This is a genomic window from Nocardia sp. NPDC055050, from assembly GCF_053608345.1.
The window spans coordinates 104,053-124,995 of record NZ_JBSGVG010000014.1 but is presented as its reverse complement, the minus strand read 5'-3'; the positions used below and the strand labels follow the sequence as shown (position 1 = coordinate 124,995).

Genomic DNA, 20,943 nt, shown 5'->3' with positions numbered 1-20,943 from the left:
CCGACAGCGCGCTCAGGATTATCACAGGTCACCGTCGGTAGGCTGGCCCGATGAGCGCACTTCCTGCCACCCTGGTGAGGGTCACCGACAACCTGGACGCGGTGACGACGATCGGCCACGAGGACGATCCGGCCGACGTCGGGTCCTCGCGGGCCGACGTCGAGGCGATCTGGGCGTCGGTGCGCAGGTGGTACGCGATGGGCACGACGCCCGCCATCCAGGTGTGTCTGCGCCGCAACGGCGGGATCGTGCTGAACCGGACGATCGGTCACGGTTGGGGCAACGCACCGAGCGACGGACCGGATGCCGAGAAGATCCTGGCAACGCCGCAGACCCTGTTCTGCGGATTCTCGACCGCGAAGGGCGTCGCCGCCACGCTGATGTTCATGCTCATCGAACAGGGCGCGTTCGGTCTGCAAGACCGGGTGGCCGACTATGTTCCCGAGTTCGCGGCCCACCGCAAGGGCGTGATCACCGTCGGCGATGTGCTGTCGCATTCGGCGGGTATTCCGTTCATCACCGCACCACACAGCGGAACCGCGGCGGTGCTCGACGAGGATCTGGCCCTCGCTGCTCTCACCGACCTGGTGCCGAGCTGGGCACCCGGACGTTTTCGCGTCTACCACGCACTGACCAGCGGATTGATCCAGCGCCTGCTCGTCCAGCGCGCCACCGGCAAGCGGATGCGCGAGCACCTCGCCGAGCAGGTGCTGACCCCACTCGGCTTCCGCTGGAACAACTTCGGTGTCGATCCCGCCGATGTCGGCAAGGTCGTACCGAGCGTCAAGACCGGCCCGCCCCAACCCCGCCTCGCCCGATTCCTGGCGAACAAGGCCCTGGGTGGGCATCTGGACAAGGCCTCGAAGGCCACCAACGACGCATTCCTGGCCGCCGAACTCCCCTCCGGCAACCTGGTCACCACCGCCTACGAACTCTCCCGCTTCTACGAAATCCTCGCGCGCGGTGGCGAATTGGACGGAACGAGGATCATCGGGACCGGCACCCTGCGCGACGCGATCGCCCCCGCCGATCGCATGCTCGGAGTGGCCGGTCGCGTCAGCCGCGCCGGATTCGAACTCGGCGCCCGCCGGTCCAAGTTCGGCCGCGACACCGGGTCGCACTTCGGCCGCAGCGGTCTCACCACCCAGTACGGCTGGGCCGACCCCGATCGTGGCCTGTCGGGCGCTGTTCTGACCAATGGCAAAGCGATCACCGACCTCGATCGCCCGTGGCAGCTGGTCGCCCAGATCTCCGACACCCTGCGTCCACTGCCGCCCGCCGCTCGGCTCTTCCGACCCTGATCCGGGCACGCGCCCTCGATCAGAAGAAGGTGCCGCTGAAAGGCAGTGTGGGAGTGGCGAAAAGGTCGTCGGCGGCGTCGACAGCACCCGCACGGTGCTCGACGACACGACCGGCGAGGGCGAGCTGTCGCCACGTCGACCCGCCGAGATAGATCGCGCCGAGGCCGGCGACGTCGACGGTGACATCGGCGGGGTCATCCACTCTCGCCACCTGCTCGGCGCCGATCCGGTACCGGCCGGTGTTGGCGGTGCGGATCGCGTCCTCGACCTCGACGATCACCGGCGGCGCGTCGCGATAGGTCCGGCGGGCGAGTGCGGTGGGGACATCGACCAGGCGCAGCCAGGTTTCGTCGTGCACCCCCGCGACGCCGACCGCGCGTTCATCGGTGAACAGATGCCGCAGCGGCGCGTCCACCGGCGCGAACGCGAAACTCACCTTGTCGACGAGATCGATCGAGAGCAGGTGCCGGATCACACCGAGGTAGGCCTGCGGGGTGGTCGCGACGAGATCGTCGACGACGATCGTGCGTTCGCGGCTGGTGAACCAGTTCGCGGTGTCGACCGGGTGATAGCGCGCGAACCCGTCCTCGGCGCCGGCCGGCCCGTGCGTCACGGTGTACAGCGGTTCGGCCGCGGCACGTTCCTTGCCCTTCCACCAGTAGCCGGGCCGATCGATCGCGCCGGTCCAGGCGATCGCGGCGGTCGCGTAGATCTGCGGGAACAGCTTCCACGCGTCGGCCGGTTCGACGAACCGCACCGGTCCGGACGGCGGGACCGTGTCACGCAGGCGGGCTCGACCTCGGTGCAGGTCCAGGCGCGCGAACGAACTCGCCACGCCGTACCCGAAACGCTCGTAGATCGAGCCCTCGGACGCGCGCAGGGTCGCCACCACTTCGCCCCGCTCGGCGATGTCGTCGAGCTGTCGGCGCAGCAGGGCGGTGAGCACTCCGCGCCGGGTGTGCGTGGGCAGCACGCCGACATGGGTGACCGCGGCGTGTGAGACGCGCGCGCCACCGGGAACAACCAGCCAGCTGGTGTAGGACTCCGCGGTGCCGACCAGCCGACCATCGATGCGAGCGCCCAGCGTGCGGCCCGGTTCGGACAGATGGTCACGATCTGGTGGCAGCGGCGGCAATCCCACCATCGCCGCCCGGAACAGCGCGCCCGCGGCGTGTAGATCGTCGTCGTCGTGCAGGGTGTCTACGTCAACAGCCATCCCCTCACTGTTCCCTATTCGGGGCGGCGCCTCTACTCCGGATCGACCACGACCACGATGCCGGTCGGCGCTTCGAGCAGCTCGAGCGTGCGCGCGGCGGCGGTGTCGACGTGGATGCGCGGGTGCGCCGGTGGGGTGGACTCGTAGTACGTTCCGGGACCGTAGAACTGGCCGTAACGCAGAACGACGCCGCCCGCGGCGAGGACGGCGGATTCGTGGGTCGCGATGGCGTCACCACGGCCCGCCGGCGGCGTCCAGGCGATGCTCTGGGCGAGAAAGCGTTTCGCTCCGGCCGCCGCGGCGGCCGCGAGCAGATTCGCGGTGCCCTCGGTACGGATGCGGGAGTTCGCCTCGCCGGAGCCGGCCAGGCGCGCCACCTCGTCGGGGAGGTCGGTGAGCTGGTGCATGACCAGGTCAGGGGTGAAGTCGAGCACCGCGGTGGTGAGGCCGTCGGCGTCGTAGACGTCGTGGACCACCGCGGTGGCTCCGGTGGCGCGGACCGCCGCCGCTTTACTCGGGGAACGGGTCAGGCCGGCCACCTCGTGACCGGCGCCGACCAGCAGTGGCAGCAACCGTGATCCGATGACGCCCGTGGCGCCCGCGAGAAAGATACGCACAACCCCGACAGTAGCGGGGCCGATGATCAGGCCCCGATGACCGCGTTCATGATCGTGCCCGCGCTGGTGGCGACCGCGCCGCCCGCCATGGCGCTGGCGATCATCTTCGGCGATTGCAGGCCGCCGCCGTTCCACTTCTCCCAGGCGAAGCGGCCGCCGCCGTAGGTGATGGCGGTGACGCCGGACAACAGGATCATCCAGGTGAAATACCGGCCCAACTGCATCACCTTGTCGGCCATCGGCGGCGCTTCCGGCGTGGGATTGCCCACCTGGGCGACAACGACGTTATAGGTGTCATGCACTGCGGCCAGGATCATGCTCACGATCGGTGCTCCTTCGTCGGTTGTTCGTGGTGAAGCCGATGTCGAGAACTCGTGACGCGGTAGAACCCAGATATGTTGAACATTCAACCTCATGGGCGGTTCGGTGACGTGGGCGACACTCCGCGTAAACCATGACCGCAGTCACAGCCGCGGATCCGTGCCCGCGTCGCGCCGTGCCCCTACTATCGAATGTGCGGGGCTCGTTCAGATTCGGCGCGACGAGGCGCTGACCACCACCTTCATCGCACGACTACCGTACCGCGAGGAGGGCACCATGGCTTTCCTGATTCCCTTGTTCGTCGCGTTTCTTCTGGTAACCGCAGCAGTGGTCCTGGCTTCTTACGCCACCGTTTCCCTGACCTATTGGTTTGAATCACGCCGGATCCGTCCGGAACAGTCCGACCCGCAACCTGCACGCTAAGCCCTGTTCCGACCCGATGTCCCGGTACCCGACGCGGTACCGGGACATCGTCGGTTTGAGACCCGATCGCGATCAGGGCAGATCGAGACCGGACTGCGATGCGATCACCGCCGCCTGCACGCGCGACTGCACACCGAGCTTGCTCAGCACCCGGGAAACGTGCGTTTTCACCGTGGCCTCGCCGATGCGCAGGCGGGTACCGATCTGGATATTGGACAGACCGGCGCCCAGACCGGCGAGTACCTGTCGTTCACGGTCGGTGAGCGCGGACAGATCGGGCGGTGGCGCGACATCGGCCGCGCGAGGCAGCGCCGCGATCACCGCGCGCGTCACCTTCGGGTCGAGGACCGCGTCTCCTTCGGCCACCGCCAGGACGGCACTGACCAGGTCGTCGCCACCGACGGACTTGAGCAGGAATCCGCTCGCACCGGCCGAGAGCGCGCCGAGGACGTATTCATCGAGGGCGAAGGTGGTGAGGACCAGCACTTTCGCGCTGGTCTGCGCGACGACGGCGGCGGTCGCCTCCAGCCCGTCGACGCGCGGCATCCGCACGTCCATCAGCACCACATCGGGGCTCAGGGCCTTGGCTTGGCGGACCGCGGCGGCGCCGTCGGCCGCTTCACCGATCACCCGCACCTCACCGGACACTTCGAGCAGCATCCGCAGACCCGCGCGGATGGTGGCGTGGTCGTCGGCCACCAGCACTGTGACTGTCACTTGTCTCCCAGGGGAATTCGCGCGCACACCCGCCAGGTGCCGTCCTGTGCGCCCGCGGTGATGGTGCCCTCGACTGATTCCGCGCGAAACATCATGTTGCGCAGTCCGTTTCCCTGCCCTACCGGAATGCCGGGTGGGATCGGATTCATCGCGGTCACCACCAATCGTGTCGCATCGCGGTGCAATTCGATATCCAGGGGTGCGCCGGGGGCGTGTTTGGTCGCGTTGGCGAGAGTCTCGCTCAGGATCCGGGTGAGGACGGCCTCGACCGCGGTGGACAGTTCGAGGTCGGCGGGCCGGCGCAATGTCACCGAGCCGCCGGCCGCCTCGGCCGCGTCGATCAAGCCGTCGAGGGAGGCCAGTCGCGTGGTCACGGCGGTGTCGTCGGGCGCGGTGAGCAGTTCGATGGTCGTGCGCATCTCCTCGACCGCGGCCAGACTACTCGAGCGGATCGTCGCCAGCACCGCGGTGTTGGCGGGGTCCTTGAGGGCGACTTCGGCGAGGATCGCGACGGCGGAAACGTGGCCTGCCACCGCGTCGTGCAGGTCACGGGCCAAGCGCCGGCGCTCCTCGCCGATCGCCGCGGACCGTTCGGCGTCGCGGGCGGCGAGTTCGGCGCGGGCCGCGGCCCGTTCGGCGTCGACCGTGCGGCGCGAGGCCCGCACCGCGCGGGCGTAACCGAGCGGCGACCACGTGAGCGCGACGCCGATCAAGCCGGTGTAGAAGGCCGCTCTGACGCCGAACACGGTGAGCGCGAGCAGCGACCCGCCCAGGGTCACCGTCACCGAGAACCAGCCGACCACCGCGCCCAGCCGATCCGATCCGGTGCTGACCGCCAGGAAGATCACGTCGGTCAGCGCGATCCACAGCGGCAGCGACGGACCCAACACGAAGTCGCCGGCCAGCAGCGCGACCATCAGGCCGAAGGCGAGCGCGGGCCTGCGCTGCGCGGTCAGCTGGATCGCGAACGCCGCGCACAGCAGCGCCATTTTCGCCGGTGGTGGATACAGGTCGTGGTCGACCACGACCGCCCAGCCACCCGCCGCCCACAACAGCAAGCCCACCAGGAACACCCCGACGGCGGCCGCGGTCGAGCTGTCGAAAACGTCCGCGAGCCGGCTCAGGAACGTGCGGGACGTGGGCATGCCCCATTTCAGCACATCGTCCGCACGGGCCGGGTCCCCCGAAAGACGGACCGGCGGCGGACCACAAGCGGGACGACGGCGGACCGACGTGCCCGGCACAGTGGGGGAATGAACGAACTGAGCAACCCCGTACTGCTGACGATCGCCGCGTGCGAAGTCGGTTTCTGGGTGCTGGTGGTCGGCGGATTGCTGCTGCGCTATGTGATCCGGGTGCCGCGTGCGAGCACCGTGGCGCTGGCTCTGGTGCCGGTCCTGGATGTGGTGCTGGTGGTCGCGGTGGCGATCGACCTCCACCGTGGTGGCGAGGTGACCTTCGCCCATCGTGTCGCCGGGATCTATCTGGGCTGCACGGTGATGTTCGGTGGCCGGATGATCCGGTGGGCCGACGAGCGATTCGCCCACCGCTTCGCCGGTGGACCGGTCCCGGTGAAGATCCCGAAGTACGGGCCGGAACGCACCCGCAAGGAATGGGCCGATTTCTCCCGCTGGCTCGGTGCGGCGGCTATCGCCGGCGCGCTCACCCTGGCGTTGAGCTACACCGTCGCCGATGCCGCCCAGCGCGAGCAGTTGATGGGGGTGTTCGGCAGCCTCGGTGTGATCACCGTGATCTGGCTGCTCACCGGGCCGGTGTGGGTCACGGGGTCGCGGCGCGACTGAACGCGATGCTCGGGTGATCGGTTCGATCACCCGAGCGTTCCGGGCTCAGACGGTGGCAGCGGACCGGTCGCTGATCACCTCACCGATCCACGGCAGCACGGCCGACCGCACCTCGACCGTGCGCGGGAGCAGCCCGTTGGCCGCGAGGAGGTCGGCGGCGCGTTGCTGTTCGTCGAGGAAATCCTCGCTCACCGGATGCACGCCGAACGGACGGCCGCGCAGGGCTGCTTCCCAGGCATCCAGGTCGGCGGGGATGCCGCGTGCCTGTGCGTCGTCGACGAAGTACTGGGCCGCCTCGCGGGGGTTCGCGGCGATCCAGGCGTCGGACTCCTGGAGTGCGGCCAGCACCGCTTCCACTGCGGCGCGGTTGCTTTCGGCCAGGTCGCGACGGGTGAACCACAGCGACGGGTGGCTGAAGACCGAGGCGGTGTCGACCAGCGTGGTGAGCTCGGTGGCCGCCTCCACGTCCTGAAGACCGGGGTAGGTACCGACCCAGGCGTCGAGGTCACCGGCCAGCAGCGCGGCGCCGCCCCCGCGCACGTCGACATCGACCGGTTCGACGTCGGCCCAGCTGAGACCGGCCTGGTCGAGGGCGAACAGCAACAGGGTGGTCTGCCACGAGCCGTGCGCGATCCCGACCCGCTTGCCTTTCAGATCCGCGGCGGAGGTGATGCCGCTCGCCGCGGTCGCGACCAGCCTGCCGTTCTCCACACGCGGGCCCGAGATACCGAGATAGACGATGTCGCGCTGGTTGGCGAGCGCGGTGATCGGCGGGGTGAACCCGGTGCCGATGATGTCGTAACCGCCCTCGGTGAACAACCAGTCCGAGTGTTCGCTCGGCAGCGCGGTGGTGGGATCGACACGCGCGGGCTGCGGCAGCGCACGCAGATCGACCCATTCGACCTCGGGCAGCGACCGTTCCAGGATCCCGCGATGACGCAGGACGAACAGCGAATTGTTGTGCGGGAAGTAGCCGACCCTGATACCACTCATCGCGCGTCTCCGATCAGGCCGAGACGGCGGGCCTCGTCGGCCAGACCGCTGCGCTGCCACTGCACCGCGAGATTCGACGGATCGAATTCGACCGAGCCGCCGAGGGTTTCGGCGATCGCCTGATACTGCGCGCCCTCCTCGAGCAGCACGACGAACTTCGCCAGTTCCAGCAGACCGGCGCGACCGATCACGTTCGCGCCACCGTTGGCCTCGAAGATCGCGACCAGGTGCGGGTCGACCTCGAGGCGGCCGAGAATGAAATCGCCCGCACCGACCGTGCGGTCGATGTGCGACGGGATCTCCCGCGACAAGGTGAGTCGCTGCGAGGCGGCGTAGCGAATCGGCAGGGTGCGGTGGGTCTGCGCCCAGCCGCCGAGCCATGGGGTGTGGATGTGGACGACGGAGGTGATCTCGGGGTGCGCGCGGAACACCTTCGCGTAACCGGTGACGAATCCGGCGGATCCCTTGCCGGACAGCACTTCTCCGTCGAAGGTGGCGACGACGGGCGCGACGGTCCGGTCGTCGGCCCACGGGCCCGGCTCGTTGAGAGCGACGGCGATCTCCTCGCCGGGTACGCGCTCGACGAAGTTGACGGTGCCGTTGCCGGTGACGGTGCCGGTCTCCCGGAATACCCGGAACGCGGTGTCGGCGTCGCGGGTGACCGCATCGACGAAGGCGGTGACGGCCTCCGGCAGACGGGTTTCGGTGGTGGTCAAGGTTGCTCCTGCGTTATCGGGCCGTCGCGAGGACGGTGTCGGTGGACGGGGTGGTGAGCCGGGAACGGCCCAGCAGTGGCAGTACTTCCTCGCCGACCCGGTAGGCCTCTTCCAGGTGCGGGTTGCCCGCGAGGATGAAGGCGTCGACGCCGAGGTCGATCAGTTCGTCGAGCCGCTGGGCGACCTGCTCGTAGCTGCCGACCAGGCCGAAGGCCGGGCCGCCGCGGATCAGGCTGAATCCGCACCAGACGTTGGGCTGGACTTCCAGATCGCGGTATCCGGTGATGGTTTCGGGCACCCAGCCCTTGATCCGGGCCGCCCCGACGGAGTCGCCCTGAGCGGCGCGGTTGGCGGCGTCGCGGTCGACGAAGGCCCAGCCCTTCTCGATCTCGGCCCAGGCCGCTTCCTCGGTGTGGCGGGCGACGATGTCGATGCGGACCGCGAACTTGGGCGTGCGGCCGGTGGTTTCGGCGTTGCGGCGGACACCGTCGAACTTGGCGCGCAGGTCGGCGTAGGGCTCGAGCCAGGACAGGTAGTAGTCGGCGTGGCGCCCCGCCGCGGCGACGGCGGCACCCGAGGAGCCGGAGAAGTACACCTCGGGGAAAGGCTGTCCGGCCAGACCCGGTGGCAGTGCGGCGCCCTCGGTGCCGAAGAAACGGCCGTCGTGGTCGAAGGATTCGCCGTCCCAGACCCCGCGCAGCACGTCGAGGAATTCGCTCGTTCGCGCGTAGCGGTCGTCATGGGAAACCCTGTCGCCCCACCACAATTGGGCCGGTCCGCCGCCACCGCTGATGATGTTGTAGACGAGTCGCCCGCCGGTGGCGCGTTGCAGACTCGCCGACATCCTGGCCGCCTGCACGGGATGGAGGAAGCCGGGCTGGAACGCCACCATGAAGCGGTAGGTGGTGGTCTCGGCGGCGAGTGCGGCGGCCACGGCCCACGGGTCGTCGGTCACCGGGAACGAGGGCAGCAGCCCGCCGAGGAAGCCCGCCGATTCCGAGGCCTTGGCGACCGCGGCGACATGGTCGAGATAGCTGTACTGATCGAGTGCGCCGTCGCGGATGGCCGGTGCTATGTTTCCGGGCCCGTAGCCGCCCGCGTTGCCCCGGTTGTAGCGGCGCGGGGTGCGCAGGGAGGCGTGGTCGCCTTCCATGCCGATGCGCCAGTAGACGTCGATGGTCATGCGGTGAGCTCCTGCGCGGTGGGGAGGCTGCGGCCAGCCGGGTCGGCGAGGAACAGCAGGTGTTCGCCCGCGCGGTGGATTTCCTCGATGTTCGGGTGGCCGGACAGCACGAAGGTCCGCACTCCGGCGCTCTCGTAGGCCGAGAGTTGGTGTGCCACCTGCTCGTAACTGCCGACCAGGCCGATGCTCCGGTCGTAGCCGAAGGCGTCGAAGCCCGCCCAGCGTCCATCACCCAGCGCGTGGTCGGCGGCGGTATCGGGGCGGTCGAGCTCGTCCCACTGGCGGTAGACCCTGGCCCAGGCTTCGTCCTCGGTCTCCCTGGCGATGATCGGCAGCTCCAGACCGACCCGTACCCGGCGTCGCGCCGCGGCGGCCCGCTCCTCCAGTTCGGTGACGGCGGAGGCGATTCCGTCGGCCCGATCGGCGAAGAGATGGACATCGCCGTGCGCGGCCGACAAGGCCAGCGCGGCGGGTGACGTGCCGCTCAGGTGGACGGTCGGGAACGGCAGACCGGACAGGATGCCGCGGAATCCCCCGTCGATGACGTCGTAGTACCGGCCCGCGTAGTCGAAGCCGGTGCCCGCGAATCCCGCTGCGCTGATCTCGTTCTCGTTCCAGACACCGCGCGCGACGGTGAGGAATTCCGCGGCGCGGTCGTAGCGTTCGTCGCCGGTGACACGATCGCCGCGCGAACGGGCCTCGGCGGCGTCGGTGTCGACAGCCAACCGCCAGTTCAATCGGCCCGCCGAGTGCCGCTGCAGGGTCGCCGACACCTTGGCCGCGTACACCGGTGTGCCGAAAGCGGGCTGGAATTCGACCGTCACCCGGGTATAGCGGGTGGCGCGCAGGGCGGCGGCCGCCACGATCCAGGACTCCTCGCCGAGCGGGTCGTAGGGCGCGAGCACACCGTCGAACCCGTTCAGTTCGGCGGCGTCGACGATCTGGGCGAGATCGTCGAACGGACCGAAGCGACCCGGACGCACGTCGGTGGTCTCGAGACGAGGAGTCGGCAGGCCGAAGCCTCCGCGACCGCGCAGACCCGGGTCGGCGCGCCGACCGTCGCCGCGGCTGGGCAGCCGCCACACGAACTCGGTCATGCGGGCACCCGCTCGGCGGCGACGAGTTCCCGCGCGCGAGCCAACGGCTCGGGGGCGACCCAGGATTCGAGATCGAAATCGGCGGCCAGGAAGCCGTGGGTGTAGAGGAACTGCTTCTGCACGCCGAGTAGTTCGACGCGTTCGGCGGTGAGCGAGGGATGCAGGCCGCGATGGAACTCGTCACCGTAGGCCGCGGCGACGCCGTCGGGACCGGACAGCGTTTCGCGCTGCAACACCGCGCGGACCCCGTCGAGATCACCGGCGGCCCAGTCGGCGGCGCGCAGGCTCTGCGCGAGGAAGCCGACGACGACCTCGGGCCGGGATTCCAGCAGGTCCGCGTGCACGGTGATGGGGCGCGGAGTGCCGTTGTTGACCCGCAGGTGCTTGGTGGCCGAGGCGTCGAGATCGACCGCGACGCGCAGCCCGTTCTCCTTGGCTACTTCCTGGGCGCGGGCGCCCTTGACGTAGATGGCGTCGACCTTGCCGTCGAGGAGTTCCTCCACACCCCACGTCGTCGAGCGCCGTGCGCTCTGGATCGCGGTGCGCACCTGCGGGTCCCGCTCGACATCGAGCTCGACGACCCGGACATCGGCCAGGGTCAGCCCGGCCGGGCGCAGCGCGTTGGCGAAGCCGTGCAGTGCCATCGCGCGCGGGAAGCTGCGCGCCTGATCCTGCGCCCACGCGGGCACACCGACGCGCAGACCGGCCAGGCCCGCCGCGTCGGCGACCGGCGATTCGGGGCCGACCAGGATCGCCTGGGACTCGTCGATCCAGGTGAGCCCGATCAGGCGGGTGGGCGAACCCTGCGCGCGAGCGGCCAGGGCGGGCACATTGCCGCCCTCCCGGATCAGGCCCGACAGGTCGTGGGAGAAGTGGTGGCCGGCGAGCTCGGGGCCCACGTCCTGGAGAACGCCGAACTCGAGGCCTGCGCTGGCGGCGGTCTCGCCGAGCCAGCCGAGGCTGTGCGCGAGACCGCTCGCGGTCGGCACGGGGCAGCGGGTGTACCACAGGGTTTCGGTCATGGCAGGCTCCTGGTGTGTGGTCCGACGCCGAGCTGGGCGAGGAATTGCGTGCGGTACCCGAGGGTTTCGGGTGCCGCGTGATCACGCGGGTGGGGTAGATCGATGACCTCGTCGACGGCGAAACGGCCGTGGTCGAGGATGATCACCCGATCGGCGAGGCGGATCGCCTCGTCGACGTCGTGGGTGACCATGAGGACGGCGGGCCGGTGCCGGGCGACGAGATCGCCGACCAGGTCCTGCATCTGGAGCCGGGTGAGGGCGTCCAGTGCCGCGAACGGTTCGTCGAGCAGCAGCAGCTCCGGTTCGCGCACCAGCGCCCTGGCGAGTGCGGCGCGCTGGGCTTCACCACCGGACAGGGTGGCGGGCCACTGACCGGCTTTGCCGTCGAGGTGGACTTCGTTCAGTGCGCGCAGACCGGCTTCGCGTTGCGGCTTGCCGCGCCGCAGGCCGACGATGACGTTGGCCAGTACCCGCTTCGACGGGATCAGCCGGGGTTCCTGATAGACCGTCGTGCGTCGGGCAGGCACCAATACCTCACCGGCATCGGGGGTTTCGAGCCCGGTGAGCAGACGCAGCAGAGTGGTCTTGCCGGTGCCGCTCGGGCCGAGCAGCACCACGAACTCGCCGCGGCGGATGGTCAGGTCGACTCCGTCGAGAACTGTCTTCTCGCCGAACGCCTTACGCAGACCGGTGATCGATACCGCTACCGGGGCCGGAGCTTCGGTCTCGACGGGGACCGGCGCTGCTGTTGTCGTCGTCATCGGATCGCCACCTGCTTCCGCCAGGGCATCGCGTAGCGCTCCGCGAGCCGCACGAGTGCGTCGAACACCAGACCGAGCAGCGCGTAGAGCACGACGCACAGCACCATGTAGTCGGTGCGGTTGTATTCCTGAGCGAGGGTCACCAGGTAGCCGACGCCCTGCTGGGTGCCGACCTGCTCGGCGGCGATGAGCGCGGTGATGCTGATCGACAGGCACACCCGCAGCGCCATCAGGATCCCGGGCAGCGCGGCGGGCACGATCACCTCGACCACCAGCCGGGCGCCGGTGAGCCCGAAACTGCGTGCCGCCTCGACCATCTTGCGGTCGACATTGCGCACACCGAGATAGGTGTAGGCATACATCGGCGCCGTCGTCGCCACCGCGATGAGCAGGATCTTGTACAGCTCGTCGATCCCGAACCAGGCGATGAACAGCGGAACCAGCGCCAGAAACGGCACCGCCCGCACGATCTGCATGGTCGAGTCGACCAGTTCCTCCCCGAGGCTCGACAACCCCGACAGCAGGCCGAGCACCAACCCGACCCCCACGCCGATCGCGACCCCGGCGGCCGCGCGCCCGAACGAGGCGAGCGCGAAATCCACCAGCTGGCCGCTGTCGAACAGTTCGACGAACGCCGACCAGACCGCGCCGGGGCCCGCGATCACCCGCGGCGAGATCGCGCCGCTCGCCGAACCCACCCACCAGACCAGCACGATCGCGGCGGGTAGAAGAGCGCGCAGGCCGAGTGACAACCATCGCGGCCGCTGCCGGGCGACGCGCGCCCGGGGCGGGGCCAAGGCGAGGGTGCTCATCTCACTTGCCCTTCAGCGCGGCGAGCTGGTCCGGGGTGAGCTTGGATTTCAGGTCGTAGAAGATGTCGGCGGCGGTGATCCGGCGGGAGATGACGCCGTTGTCGGCGAAGGTGTTCACCACGTCGGCCAGGTCGATGGCATCGGATTCGGCGGGCAGTCGGGGCACGGTGACCTCACCGCCGACCCGGACCGCGTCGGCGAGCCGGTCACCGGTCAGCGCCCGCGGGCCGGACTTCTCGAAGACGTTTTCGAAGTCGGCGGGCGCCGCCTTCTGCTTCGCGGTGAGTCCCTGCAGTACTTCCAGGTACTTCGCGGCGATATCGGGTCGCTTGTCGAGAACTTCGGTGCGGAACACCACCACGGTGTTGTCCTTGGAGCCGACGGACTTCTCGGTGGCGATCTCCTTGGCGCCCGCGGCCTTGGCCTCCTGGTAGGGCACCAGGAACGATGCCCACGCGTCGACCTTGCCGGTCGCGAAGGCCGAAGCGGCGTCCTTCTGCTGCAGGGGCACCCGGGTCACCTTGTCGGCCGGAATGCCCGCCTGGGCGAGCGCTTTGAGCGTGATGTACTCGCCCTTGCCCGCGGGATTCACCGCGATCCGCTTGCCCACCAGGCCTGCCACGGTGGTCACGCCCGAGTCCGGGGTCACCACGATGCCGCTCTGATCCTGACCCGCCGGGTCGGCCACGGCGACGATCTTCACGCCGACATCCTTGGACAGCGCGCCGACGACGGGGCTGAACGCGGCGCCGGAGACATCGAGTTCACTGGTGTTGAACAGCTTCAGCATGGAGCTGAAACCCGGCGTGGTGCTGACCCATTCGATCTTGGCGCCCAGCGGGGCGAGTGCGGCGTCGAAGGTGCCGTCGCGCTTGCCGACGGCGAGCGGGCCGCTGTTGCCCGGATCGGTGACCTTGAGAACGAACGAGGCTTGCGCCCCCTGTTCCGGCGTGGAGCCGGAGCCACACGCCGCGACGAGGGCTACGACGGGGACGATCGCGAGGGCGATCCGCGAGAAGGCCGGCAGCCTGCGGGACATCGGGGCTCCTGTTCGGGGCTGGGGGTTGATGCCTTCGCAGCGTAGGAGCGGGTGTGGTCTCGAACGAGGTATGCCTTTCCACGGATCGGAAAGCTTGACAGCGGTGGACTTGTCGTTCTATGGCACATAACCGAGGTTTCCGGACTCTTGTTTTCCACATAGCGGAAATTTGGGCGGTCGAGCGCTCGAACACCTGTGTTACCGTCGCCTCTGTGGAGACCTCCAGCGTGCAGACCGTGACCAGGGCCCTCTCGGTACTCGACTGCTTCCGTGGCGGCGAGGAGCGTGGGGTCTCGGAAGTCGCCCGCGCCCAGGGCCTGGCGATCAGCACCACCCACCGTCTGCTCGGTGCGCTCGTGCAGGCCGGGTTCCTGGAGAAGGACGCCGAGTCCAGTCGCTACCGCATGGGCGGAGCACTGGCCGAATACGGTCAGATCGCCTATCGCCAACATCGGATCTACCTTGCCGAGCCCTACCTCGAGCAACTGGCCGCCACCACCGGAGCGACCGGGTCGGTGGCCACCCGCCACGGCATCCACGCGGTCCTGCTGGGCACCAGCCGTTGGCGCGAGAGCGACGGGCACAAGCTCCAGGGTGTGCGACTTCCGCTGCACGCCAGCGCACTCGGCAAAGCGCTGCTGGCATGGTCGGATGCCAGCGATGACGAATTGCGTGCGCTGCCTTACGAAGAGGGCACCGAGCGTTCGGTGTCGAGCCCCGAGGAACTGCGCGCGGAACTGATCACCACGCGCGAACGCGGCTATGCGTTCAACGATCGCGAACTCGACCCAGGATTCCGGACCATCGGCCTGCCGATCCTCGACAACCAGGGTCGCTGCCGCTTCGCTCTGGGCATGCGCGGACCCGCGACGCTGATGATCGACGAGCGGGTGCCGTTCTTCGTGGAACTGGCCAAGGTCACCGCGGCCGACATCGCCGCGAGGTTCGCCGCCGACTGAAGACCCGCCCCACACCGATCGCGTCACACCCTCGGAAATTGCCGCGCGGAAACGGTTGCGCCCCGGATACCTTGAACCGAGTGGTTAGTCGATGCAACGAAAGGACCTCGGTGGCTACCGATACCGTGAGCCCGGCTGTCGGTCTGCGTTCCGAACGAGGTCCGATCCTGGCCTCGCTCATGCTCTCCACCGGGCTGGTGGCCCTCGACTCGACCATCATCGCCACAGCGGTGCTCACCATCACCGACACTCTCGGCGGGTTCGCGATGTTCCCGTGGCTGTTCTCCATCTACCTTCTCGCGCAGGCCGTGACGGTGCCGATCTACGGCAAGCTCGCCGACATGGTCGGGCGCAAGCCGGTGATCCTGTTCGGGATCGCGGCGTTCGCGGTGGGGTCGCTGCTGTGCGGGCTGGCCACGAGCATGGTGGCGCTCATCGGCTTCCGGGCGATCCAGGGCATCGGAGCGGGCGCGATCCAGCCGATGACGATGGTGATCGCCGGTGATCTGTACACACTGGCCGAACGCGCCAAGGTCCAGGGGTATCTGGCCGGGGTGTGGGCGAGTTCGGCCGTGCTCGGCCCGCTGCTGGGCGGCTTGTTCGCCGACCATCTGAGCTGGCGGTGGATCTTCCTGATCAACCTTCCGCTGTGCGCGGTCGCGGCCTGGATGTTGGTGCGCCACTTCACCGAATCGGCGGTGCGCCGCACCCAGCGCATCGACTACCTCGGTGCGATCCTGCTCACCGTCGGTGCGGGCGCCCTGATCCTCGCCCTGCTCGAAGGTGGTCAGGCCTGGGAGTGGACCTCACCGGTCTCGCTCACCTTGTTCGTGGGCAGCGTGACGGTGCTGGCGCTGTTCGTGGTGGTCGAGCTGCGGACGGCCAACCCGATTCTGCCGCTGTGGATCTTCACCCGGCGCGTGGTGATCGCGAGCTGCACGGTCTCCTTGCTGGTCGGCGCCGTCATCCTCGGATTGACCTCGTACGTGCCGACTTTCGCCCAGGGCGTGCTCGGGACCACCGCACTGGTGGCCGGGCTCACCGTGGGTGGGCTCACGCTCGGCTGGCCGCTCGCCGCGACCCTGTCCGGCAGGCTGTACCTGCGCTGGGGATTCCGCATCAGCGGCGTCGTCGGCAGCACGATCGCCGCGCTCGGCTGCGCGACCACGCTGCTCGTCGACCCGCAGTCGAGCCCGTGGCAGATCGCGGCCTCCTGCTTCCTCATCGGCTGCGGGATGGGCCTGGTCGCCTCCCCCACCCTCATCGCCGCTCAGGCCAGCGCCGAATGGCACGAACGCGGCGTGGTCACCTCCGCCAACATGTTCGCCCGTTCTCTCGGCAGCGCACTGGGCGTCGCGGTGTTCGGCGCCATCGTCAACGCCGGCATCCACAACCCCGACCATCCCGCACCCGGCGAACTCGCCCACGGCATCCACCTGGTCTTCCTCGCGATGCTGGCCATGGCTGTCGTCATGCTCGTCGCCGCCGCGACCATGCCGGGCCGCGGCCACGTCTCCGCGACGGTCAGCGCGCCGTGATCACCGCGCGATGTCGACCACGACCTCGCCCTCGATGTGCCGCGGCCGCGCGTATCCGCAGGCATCGAGGTGGTCTGGGTATCGCGACCAGCGTCGGTCGGCGAACCTCAACCGAGGTGGTCGAGCTGTTGGGCGGGCACGTCGGGCCGTTGCCTCCCGACGAACTCGTGGCGCATTTCCCTGAGAGAGACGAGACGGCCGCCGAGATCGGCATCGGCCCCGGGTTCGATCCCGAGGTCCTCGCGGATCGCTCGACGCAGCAGGCGGACACCGAAGCCCACTGACTCGTCCAGGAAGCGATAGAGTGCCGCGACCTCCACGGCGTCGTTCTCGTCCAACTGGAGCGCTGTGCGATGGGCGATGTCGAGGCAGCGATTGACCTCCGACGCAAAATCGAGTGCTCGATCCGACACCACCATCTGCGCACGGGAATAGCTGTCGCGCAACGCCTCCCGCGCAGTGTCGAACTTGGCGAGATCAGGGGTACGCCCGCCGCTTTTCTCGTCGAGATAGTGCCGGATCGCCGTTCGGCAGGAATGCGCCGTGGTGTTGAGATCCGCGTAGACCGCCCGCTTCTCGTCGGTGGCCTCTTTCCGGGTGAGCTCCCGCAGTTCCTCCGCTCGATTGTCGAGCTGTACCTTCGCATCGATTCGCTTGCTGCGAATCGCGAAGACCTGGGTCACGACGCCGCCCCCGAGCGTGCCGACAACCGTGATCGAGGCAACCGCCACATTGGTCCAATCCATGGTCGCTATTCTCTCTGCACCCCAATAAGATTCACCACCCGCTCGATCATTCCGCAGCGCGACGGCGATCTGTAGCTTCCTACCATGGTGGGAATCGGGAATTCTGAGGATCAGACCGCGGACGAGGTCCAGCGCCGGAAACGGCGGGCGGGCTCGTTCGGCGCGCAGGCAGCCGTCTACGCCGAGCATCGGCCGGACTATCCGGAGGCGGGGATTCGGTGGGCGCTGGAGGCGGTCGCGAAAAAGGCGGGGGTTGTTGTGCTGGATTTGGGAGCGGGGACAGGCAAGCTCACCGGCGGTTTGCTCGCCGCGGGGGTCGAGGTGATCGCGGTGGAACCCGATGAGGCGATGCGGGCCGAACTCGTTCGTCACTTTCCCGCAGTGACGGCGCTTTCCGGTACGGCGGAAGCGATTCCGCTGGCCGATGGATCGGTGGACGCGGTGCTCGCCGGGCAGGCGTTCCACTGGTTCGATCAAGCGCGGGCGTTTCCCGAGATCGCGCGGGTGCTGCGCGCGGAGGGGGTGTTCGCCGCATTCTGGAACAACGACGACAACAAGGTCGAGTGGGTCGCGGGACTGCAGGAGGTCTCGCGCTCGTCCGCGTCGTTTCCACCGTCGTCGTCCGATGACGCGCTGCCCGCGCACCCACTGTTCGCGCCGTTCGAGTACGCCGAGTTCGCGCACAGCCAGCGGCGGACGGCCGAATCACTGACCGCGTCCATCGGCACCAATTCACACACCGTGGTCGTCTCCGCGCAAGAACGAGCCGAAGTGCTCGGCCGGATCCTCGACTACCTGCGTGCGACACCGGAGACCGCCGACGGCGAGTTCGATCTACCGCTGCGCACGGAGGTGATCCGCACGGTCCTGGGCCCGAATTCACCCCGGTGAGCGCCGATCACGGACACGAATGAACCCGCGCCGGACCGCGGGTTTCACCGTGCCGAGGTTCGCCGCCGCCATGACCGGACTCGGCTGTCGCGCCCGCTATGCCGAGCGTTCCTCCGATCTGCGCACCACGTCGACGATTTCATCGGAGGCGAATTCGACGACGCGACGGACGCGGGAGTTGGCGACCGGTGCCAAGTCCACGACGATCGACGCGCCCGCGGCGGGTTGGGTGAGCGCGGTGATGCGGTCCTGGAGGAAGCCGCCGTCGGGGACCGGGACGCGGATGATGTCGCCGACCGTCAGGGCTTCGGCGCGGATTCGGCCACCGGTCGCGGTGGGATCGTGCGTGCCGCAACGGGTGTGGCCGACCGTTGCGCCGAGGCCGCGTTCGGCGATGGTCCACCAGACGGGTGAGCCGGGATCTTCGGGGCCGATTCGGGTGTGCCAGGACAGGATTCGGTCGCGTTCGGCTTCGGCGTCGGCGCGGGTCTCGTGCAGGGACAGCTGGCGCCGGACCGGCGCGTTGCGGGGCCGGGTGGTGCCCGCGGCGCCGTCGACGACCAGGATCCAGCGGGCGCCCACGGCTTCGTCGCGGCGGGCGGTGACCCGTTTGGCCAGGGCGAGGCCCGGGGTGGCGCCGAGTCGGTCGGCGGCTTCCTCGATGCTCTCGACCAGCCCCAGCGCACGCAGCAGCTCGGCGACCGACAGTTCCGAGGTGGCCAGTTCCTGGGCCAGCGCGGGCATGGGGGTGCGCCTGCGCCAGCCGATGCGGGCGCAGTGCTCGTGGCGGGTGAACCACAGACCGCTGCGGGAGCGGCGGTGATGGTCGATCACCACCGCCCACCAGTCCCATTCCGGTTCGGCGACAAGGCGTGTGCGGATCCAGCGCTCCCGTTCGGCGGTCGGTACCCGTTCCTCCGGCGGTACGAAGTTGCGCAGCGCGGCGCGCACCGCCGATTCGGTACGCCCGACCGTGATCGCCGTGCGGGCCAGATCGGCGCCCGCGCGCAGATCGTCGGCCAGTATCCGGTATTCCGATTCCCGCCAGGTGGTTCCGTGCTGGCGTGGCGGCCGCAGATCGCCGCGGTTCTCGTCACTCATCTCGTGTGCCCCCGTTCTCGCACCGCCCGGCCACACTCGCGTCCGGGCTGGTTGTGTGACACTTCGACGATACCGAGGGGGTACGACAGAAAATGGCTCTCTGCCAGCGGCTTTCCAGCAAACGGAGCTATCCGGTGTGTACTGCGTCGCGGCGGCCGAAGGCGTAGTAGCCCGCGCAGACCAGTGCCGCCCAGACCGCACCGACGACCAGCGCGGTGCGCCCGCCATCGGTCCACAGCAACAGCACCACGACCAACCCGAGGAAACCCAGCGCGGCCCACGTGGTGACGGGAGCGCCGGGCAGCCGGTAGTCGCTGCCGGGCAGCTCGCCCGCCCGAACCTTGGCGCGATACTTGATGTGGCACACCAGGATCACGCTCCACACGACGATGATCCCGACGGTACTCACCGAGGTGATGTAGGCGAAGGCCTTGTCCGGCGAGATCGCGTTGACGACCACCCCGATGACCATCGCGCCCGCCGAGGCGCAGATGCCGGTGAACGGCACCGACTGCTTGCTCAAGATCGCGAACTTCGCGGGCGCTTCGTCACGCAACGCGAGGCTGCGCAGCATCCGGCCGGTGGAGTAGATGCCCGAATTGCACGATGAGAGTGCCGCGGTGAGCAGCACGAAGTTGATGATGCCCGCGGCGGCGGGGATGCCGATCTGCTCGAAGACCTCGACGAACGGGCTGCGCCCGGCGTGGAAACTGCGCCAGCTCGCCACCGACATGATCACCACGAGCGCACCGACGTAGAACAGACCGATCCGGAACGGCAGGGTGTTGATCGCCTTGCGCAGCGTGGTCTCGGGGTCGCGAGCTTCTCCCGCTGTCACGCCGACCAGTTCGACACCGACGTAGGCGAACACGACGATCTGCAACACGAGCAGGGTCTGACCGAAACCGTGCGGGAACATGCCGCCGTCGGCCCACAGGTTGGTCACCGTGGGATCGGCGGCGTGGCCGAAGCCGAACACCAGCACACCGATGCCGATCAAGATCATCGCCAGGATCGCGGTCACCTTGATGGCCGAGAACCAGAACTCGCCCTCACCGAAGACTCGCACCGAGATCAAGTTCGCGGTGAACAGCACCGCGAGCACGACCAGCGCGGTCACCCACTGCGGGATATCGAACCAGTACTGGACGTAGTGGCCGGCCACCGTGATCTCGGCCATGCAGGTCGACACCCACACCGCCCAGTACGACCAGCCGGTCGCGAACCCGGCGAACCGGCCGAGGAACTCGTGCGCGTATTCGGCGAAACTGCCCGACACCGGGCGGTAGGTCAGCAGCTCACCGAGCGCGCGCATGATGACGAAGATCGCCAGCCCGGCGGCGAGATAGGCCAGGATCAGCGACGGACCCGCCTGCTCGATCGCCGCGCCGGAGCCGTAGAACAGCCCGGTGCCGATCGCACCGCCGATGGCGATCATCTGGATGGTGCGCGGGTTCAGGCCGCGCTCGTATCCCTCCGATTCGGCCGTAGGGGCGGACGCCACGGGGGCGTCGGTGGATAGGCCGGAGCCATCGGCTGACATGGAGCAGTCCTTCCGTCGCGTCGATCAGTCGTGCACGCTACCGCCCCGCAACCGTGGCCGGTGTCACCACCACCGGTGCGCGGAAATACCGGCAGTCCGGCGCGGGTTGGCCTCCATAGGGGTAGTACACAACTCGAGGAGGCTC

The 20,943-nt window shown here is 68.8% G+C and carries 22 protein-coding genes; 6 read left to right on the top strand and 16 right to left on the bottom strand.

Features of this window, described 5'->3' with window-relative positions; genetic code table 11:
* Window positions 1-50: 50 nt before the first annotated feature.
* Window positions 51-1,301 (top strand): serine hydrolase domain-containing protein, encoded by a 1,251-nt coding sequence (locus ACWGCN_RS17360; protein WP_452458214.1) that lies wholly within the window; start codon window positions 51-53, stop codon window positions 1,299-1,301.
* 19 nt (window positions 1,302-1,320) lie between these two features.
* Here ACWGCN_RS17360 and ACWGCN_RS17355 read toward each other — a convergent pair whose 3' ends face one another.
* From ACWGCN_RS17355 to ACWGCN_RS17345, 3 genes are read right to left on the bottom strand one after another with little or no spacing between them, the layout of a single operon-like run.
* Entirely contained in the window at window positions 1,321-2,517 is a 1,197-nt protein-coding gene (locus ACWGCN_RS17355) for a GNAT family N-acetyltransferase (RefSeq protein WP_452458213.1), read from the bottom strand.
* 32 nt (window positions 2,518-2,549) lie between these two features.
* Window positions 2,550-3,134, bottom strand: a complete 585-nt coding sequence (locus tag ACWGCN_RS17350; protein WP_452458212.1) for an NAD-dependent epimerase/dehydratase family protein — start codon at window positions 3,132-3,134, stop codon at window positions 2,550-2,552.
* A gap of 26 nt (window positions 3,135-3,160) precedes the next feature.
* Window positions 3,161-3,451, bottom strand: a complete 291-nt coding sequence (locus tag ACWGCN_RS17345) for a hypothetical protein (protein ID WP_211300305.1) — start codon at window positions 3,449-3,451, stop codon at window positions 3,161-3,163.
* Window positions 3,452-3,731: 280 nt separating this feature from the next.
* On the opposite strand from ACWGCN_RS17345, the gene ACWGCN_RS17340 reads away from it, so the two are divergent.
* Complete coding sequence (locus ACWGCN_RS17340) at window positions 3,732-3,878, top strand: hypothetical protein (protein WP_378989965.1); 147 nt, start codon at window positions 3,732-3,734, stop codon at window positions 3,876-3,878.
* Between the two features lie 72 nt (window positions 3,879-3,950).
* Here ACWGCN_RS17340 and ACWGCN_RS17335 read toward each other — a convergent pair whose 3' ends face one another.
* Window positions 3,951-4,595 (bottom strand): response regulator, encoded by a 645-nt coding sequence (locus ACWGCN_RS17335; protein WP_378989963.1) that lies wholly within the window; start codon window positions 4,593-4,595, stop codon window positions 3,951-3,953.
* Window positions 4,592-5,740, bottom strand: a complete 1,149-nt coding sequence (locus ACWGCN_RS17330) for a sensor histidine kinase (RefSeq protein WP_452458211.1) — start codon at window positions 5,738-5,740, stop codon at window positions 4,592-4,594. Before ACWGCN_RS17330 ends, ACWGCN_RS17335 begins: the two co-directional genes overlap by 4 nt.
* A 108-nt stretch (window positions 5,741-5,848) precedes the next feature.
* Between ACWGCN_RS17330 and ACWGCN_RS17325 the strand changes: the two genes are divergently transcribed.
* Complete coding sequence (locus ACWGCN_RS17325; RefSeq protein WP_378989961.1) at window positions 5,849-6,397, top strand: hypothetical protein; 549 nt, start codon at window positions 5,849-5,851, stop codon at window positions 6,395-6,397.
* 45 nt (window positions 6,398-6,442) lie between these two features.
* Here the strand turns inward: ACWGCN_RS17325 and ACWGCN_RS17320 are convergent, their stop codons facing one another.
* Genes ACWGCN_RS17320 through ACWGCN_RS17285 form a run of 8 tightly spaced genes read right to left on the bottom strand, consistent with a single transcriptional unit; the run spans window position 6,443 to window position 14,020 of the window.
* Window positions 6,443-7,390 (bottom strand): ABC transporter substrate-binding protein, encoded by a 948-nt coding sequence (locus ACWGCN_RS17320; RefSeq protein ID WP_449961200.1) that lies wholly within the window; start codon window positions 7,388-7,390, stop codon window positions 6,443-6,445.
* Window positions 7,387-8,106 carry a class II aldolase/adducin family protein gene (locus tag ACWGCN_RS17315; protein WP_452458210.1) on the bottom strand — a complete coding sequence of 240 codons (720 nt, stop codon included), beginning with the start codon at window positions 8,104-8,106 and terminating at the stop codon, window positions 7,387-7,389. The genes ACWGCN_RS17320 and ACWGCN_RS17315 overlap by 4 nt, the downstream gene beginning before the upstream one ends.
* A 13-nt stretch (window positions 8,107-8,119) precedes the next feature.
* Window positions 8,120-9,289 (bottom strand): LLM class flavin-dependent oxidoreductase, encoded by a 1,170-nt coding sequence (locus ACWGCN_RS17310; RefSeq protein WP_452458209.1) that lies wholly within the window; start codon window positions 9,287-9,289, stop codon window positions 8,120-8,122.
* The gene (locus tag ACWGCN_RS17305) at window positions 9,286-10,386 is read right to left on the bottom strand and encodes an LLM class flavin-dependent oxidoreductase (RefSeq protein ID WP_452458208.1); all 1,101 of its coding nucleotides are present in this window, start codon (window positions 10,384-10,386) and stop codon (window positions 9,286-9,288) included. The genes ACWGCN_RS17310 and ACWGCN_RS17305 overlap by 4 nt, the downstream gene beginning before the upstream one ends.
* On the bottom strand, window positions 10,383-11,408 hold the full coding sequence (locus ACWGCN_RS17300) for an ABC transporter substrate-binding protein (protein ID WP_452458207.1): 1,026 nt from the start codon (window positions 11,406-11,408) through the stop codon (window positions 10,383-10,385). The genes ACWGCN_RS17305 and ACWGCN_RS17300 overlap by 4 nt, the downstream gene beginning before the upstream one ends.
* On the bottom strand, window positions 11,405-12,169 hold the full coding sequence (locus ACWGCN_RS17295) for an ABC transporter ATP-binding protein (protein WP_378989954.1): 765 nt from the start codon (window positions 12,167-12,169) through the stop codon (window positions 11,405-11,407). The genes ACWGCN_RS17300 and ACWGCN_RS17295 overlap by 4 nt, the downstream gene beginning before the upstream one ends.
* A complete protein-coding gene (locus ACWGCN_RS17290; RefSeq protein ID WP_452458206.1) occupies window positions 12,166-12,981 on the bottom strand; it encodes an ABC transporter permease in 816 nt (271 codons plus the stop codon). The genes ACWGCN_RS17295 and ACWGCN_RS17290 overlap by 4 nt, the downstream gene beginning before the upstream one ends.
* 1 nt (window position 12,982) lies before the next feature.
* Window positions 12,983-14,020 (bottom strand): NrtA/SsuA/CpmA family ABC transporter substrate-binding protein, encoded by a 1,038-nt coding sequence (locus ACWGCN_RS17285; RefSeq protein ID WP_378989952.1) that lies wholly within the window; start codon window positions 14,018-14,020, stop codon window positions 12,983-12,985.
* Between the two features lie 212 nt (window positions 14,021-14,232).
* Here ACWGCN_RS17285 and ACWGCN_RS17280 point away from each other — a divergent pair, with 212 nt between their 5' ends.
* Both ACWGCN_RS17280 and ACWGCN_RS17275 read left to right on the top strand, forming a co-directional pair.
* Entirely contained in the window at window positions 14,233-14,979 is a 747-nt protein-coding gene (locus ACWGCN_RS17280; protein ID WP_452458205.1) for an IclR family transcriptional regulator, read from the top strand.
* Between the two features lie 110 nt (window positions 14,980-15,089).
* The gene (locus tag ACWGCN_RS17275) at window positions 15,090-16,517 is read left to right on the top strand and encodes an MDR family MFS transporter (protein ID WP_452458204.1); all 1,428 of its coding nucleotides are present in this window, start codon (window positions 15,090-15,092) and stop codon (window positions 16,515-16,517) included.
* A gap of 107 nt (window positions 16,518-16,624) precedes the next feature.
* Here the strand turns inward: ACWGCN_RS17275 and ACWGCN_RS17270 are convergent, their stop codons facing one another.
* Window positions 16,625-17,452 carry a hypothetical protein gene (locus ACWGCN_RS17270; protein WP_452458203.1) on the bottom strand — a complete coding sequence of 276 codons (828 nt, stop codon included), beginning with the start codon at window positions 17,450-17,452 and terminating at the stop codon, window positions 16,625-16,627.
* A gap of 69 nt (window positions 17,453-17,521) precedes the next feature.
* Here ACWGCN_RS17270 and ACWGCN_RS17265 point away from each other — a divergent pair, with 69 nt between their 5' ends.
* On the top strand, window positions 17,522-18,154 hold the full coding sequence (locus tag ACWGCN_RS17265) for a class I SAM-dependent methyltransferase (RefSeq protein WP_452458202.1): 633 nt from the start codon (window positions 17,522-17,524) through the stop codon (window positions 18,152-18,154).
* A 96-nt stretch (window positions 18,155-18,250) separates the two neighbouring features.
* Here ACWGCN_RS17265 and ACWGCN_RS17260 read toward each other — a convergent pair whose 3' ends face one another.
* Together ACWGCN_RS17260 and ACWGCN_RS17255 are read right to left on the bottom strand one after the other, a co-directional pair.
* Window positions 18,251-19,255, bottom strand: a complete 1,005-nt coding sequence (locus ACWGCN_RS17260; RefSeq protein WP_378989947.1) for a hypothetical protein — start codon at window positions 19,253-19,255, stop codon at window positions 18,251-18,253.
* Between the two features lie 127 nt (window positions 19,256-19,382).
* Window positions 19,383-20,798: an amino acid permease gene (locus ACWGCN_RS17255; RefSeq protein ID WP_379314971.1), complete on the bottom strand. Its 1,416-nt coding sequence runs from the start codon at window positions 20,796-20,798 to the stop codon at window positions 19,383-19,385.
* Between the last annotated feature and the right edge of the window lie 145 nt (window positions 20,799-20,943).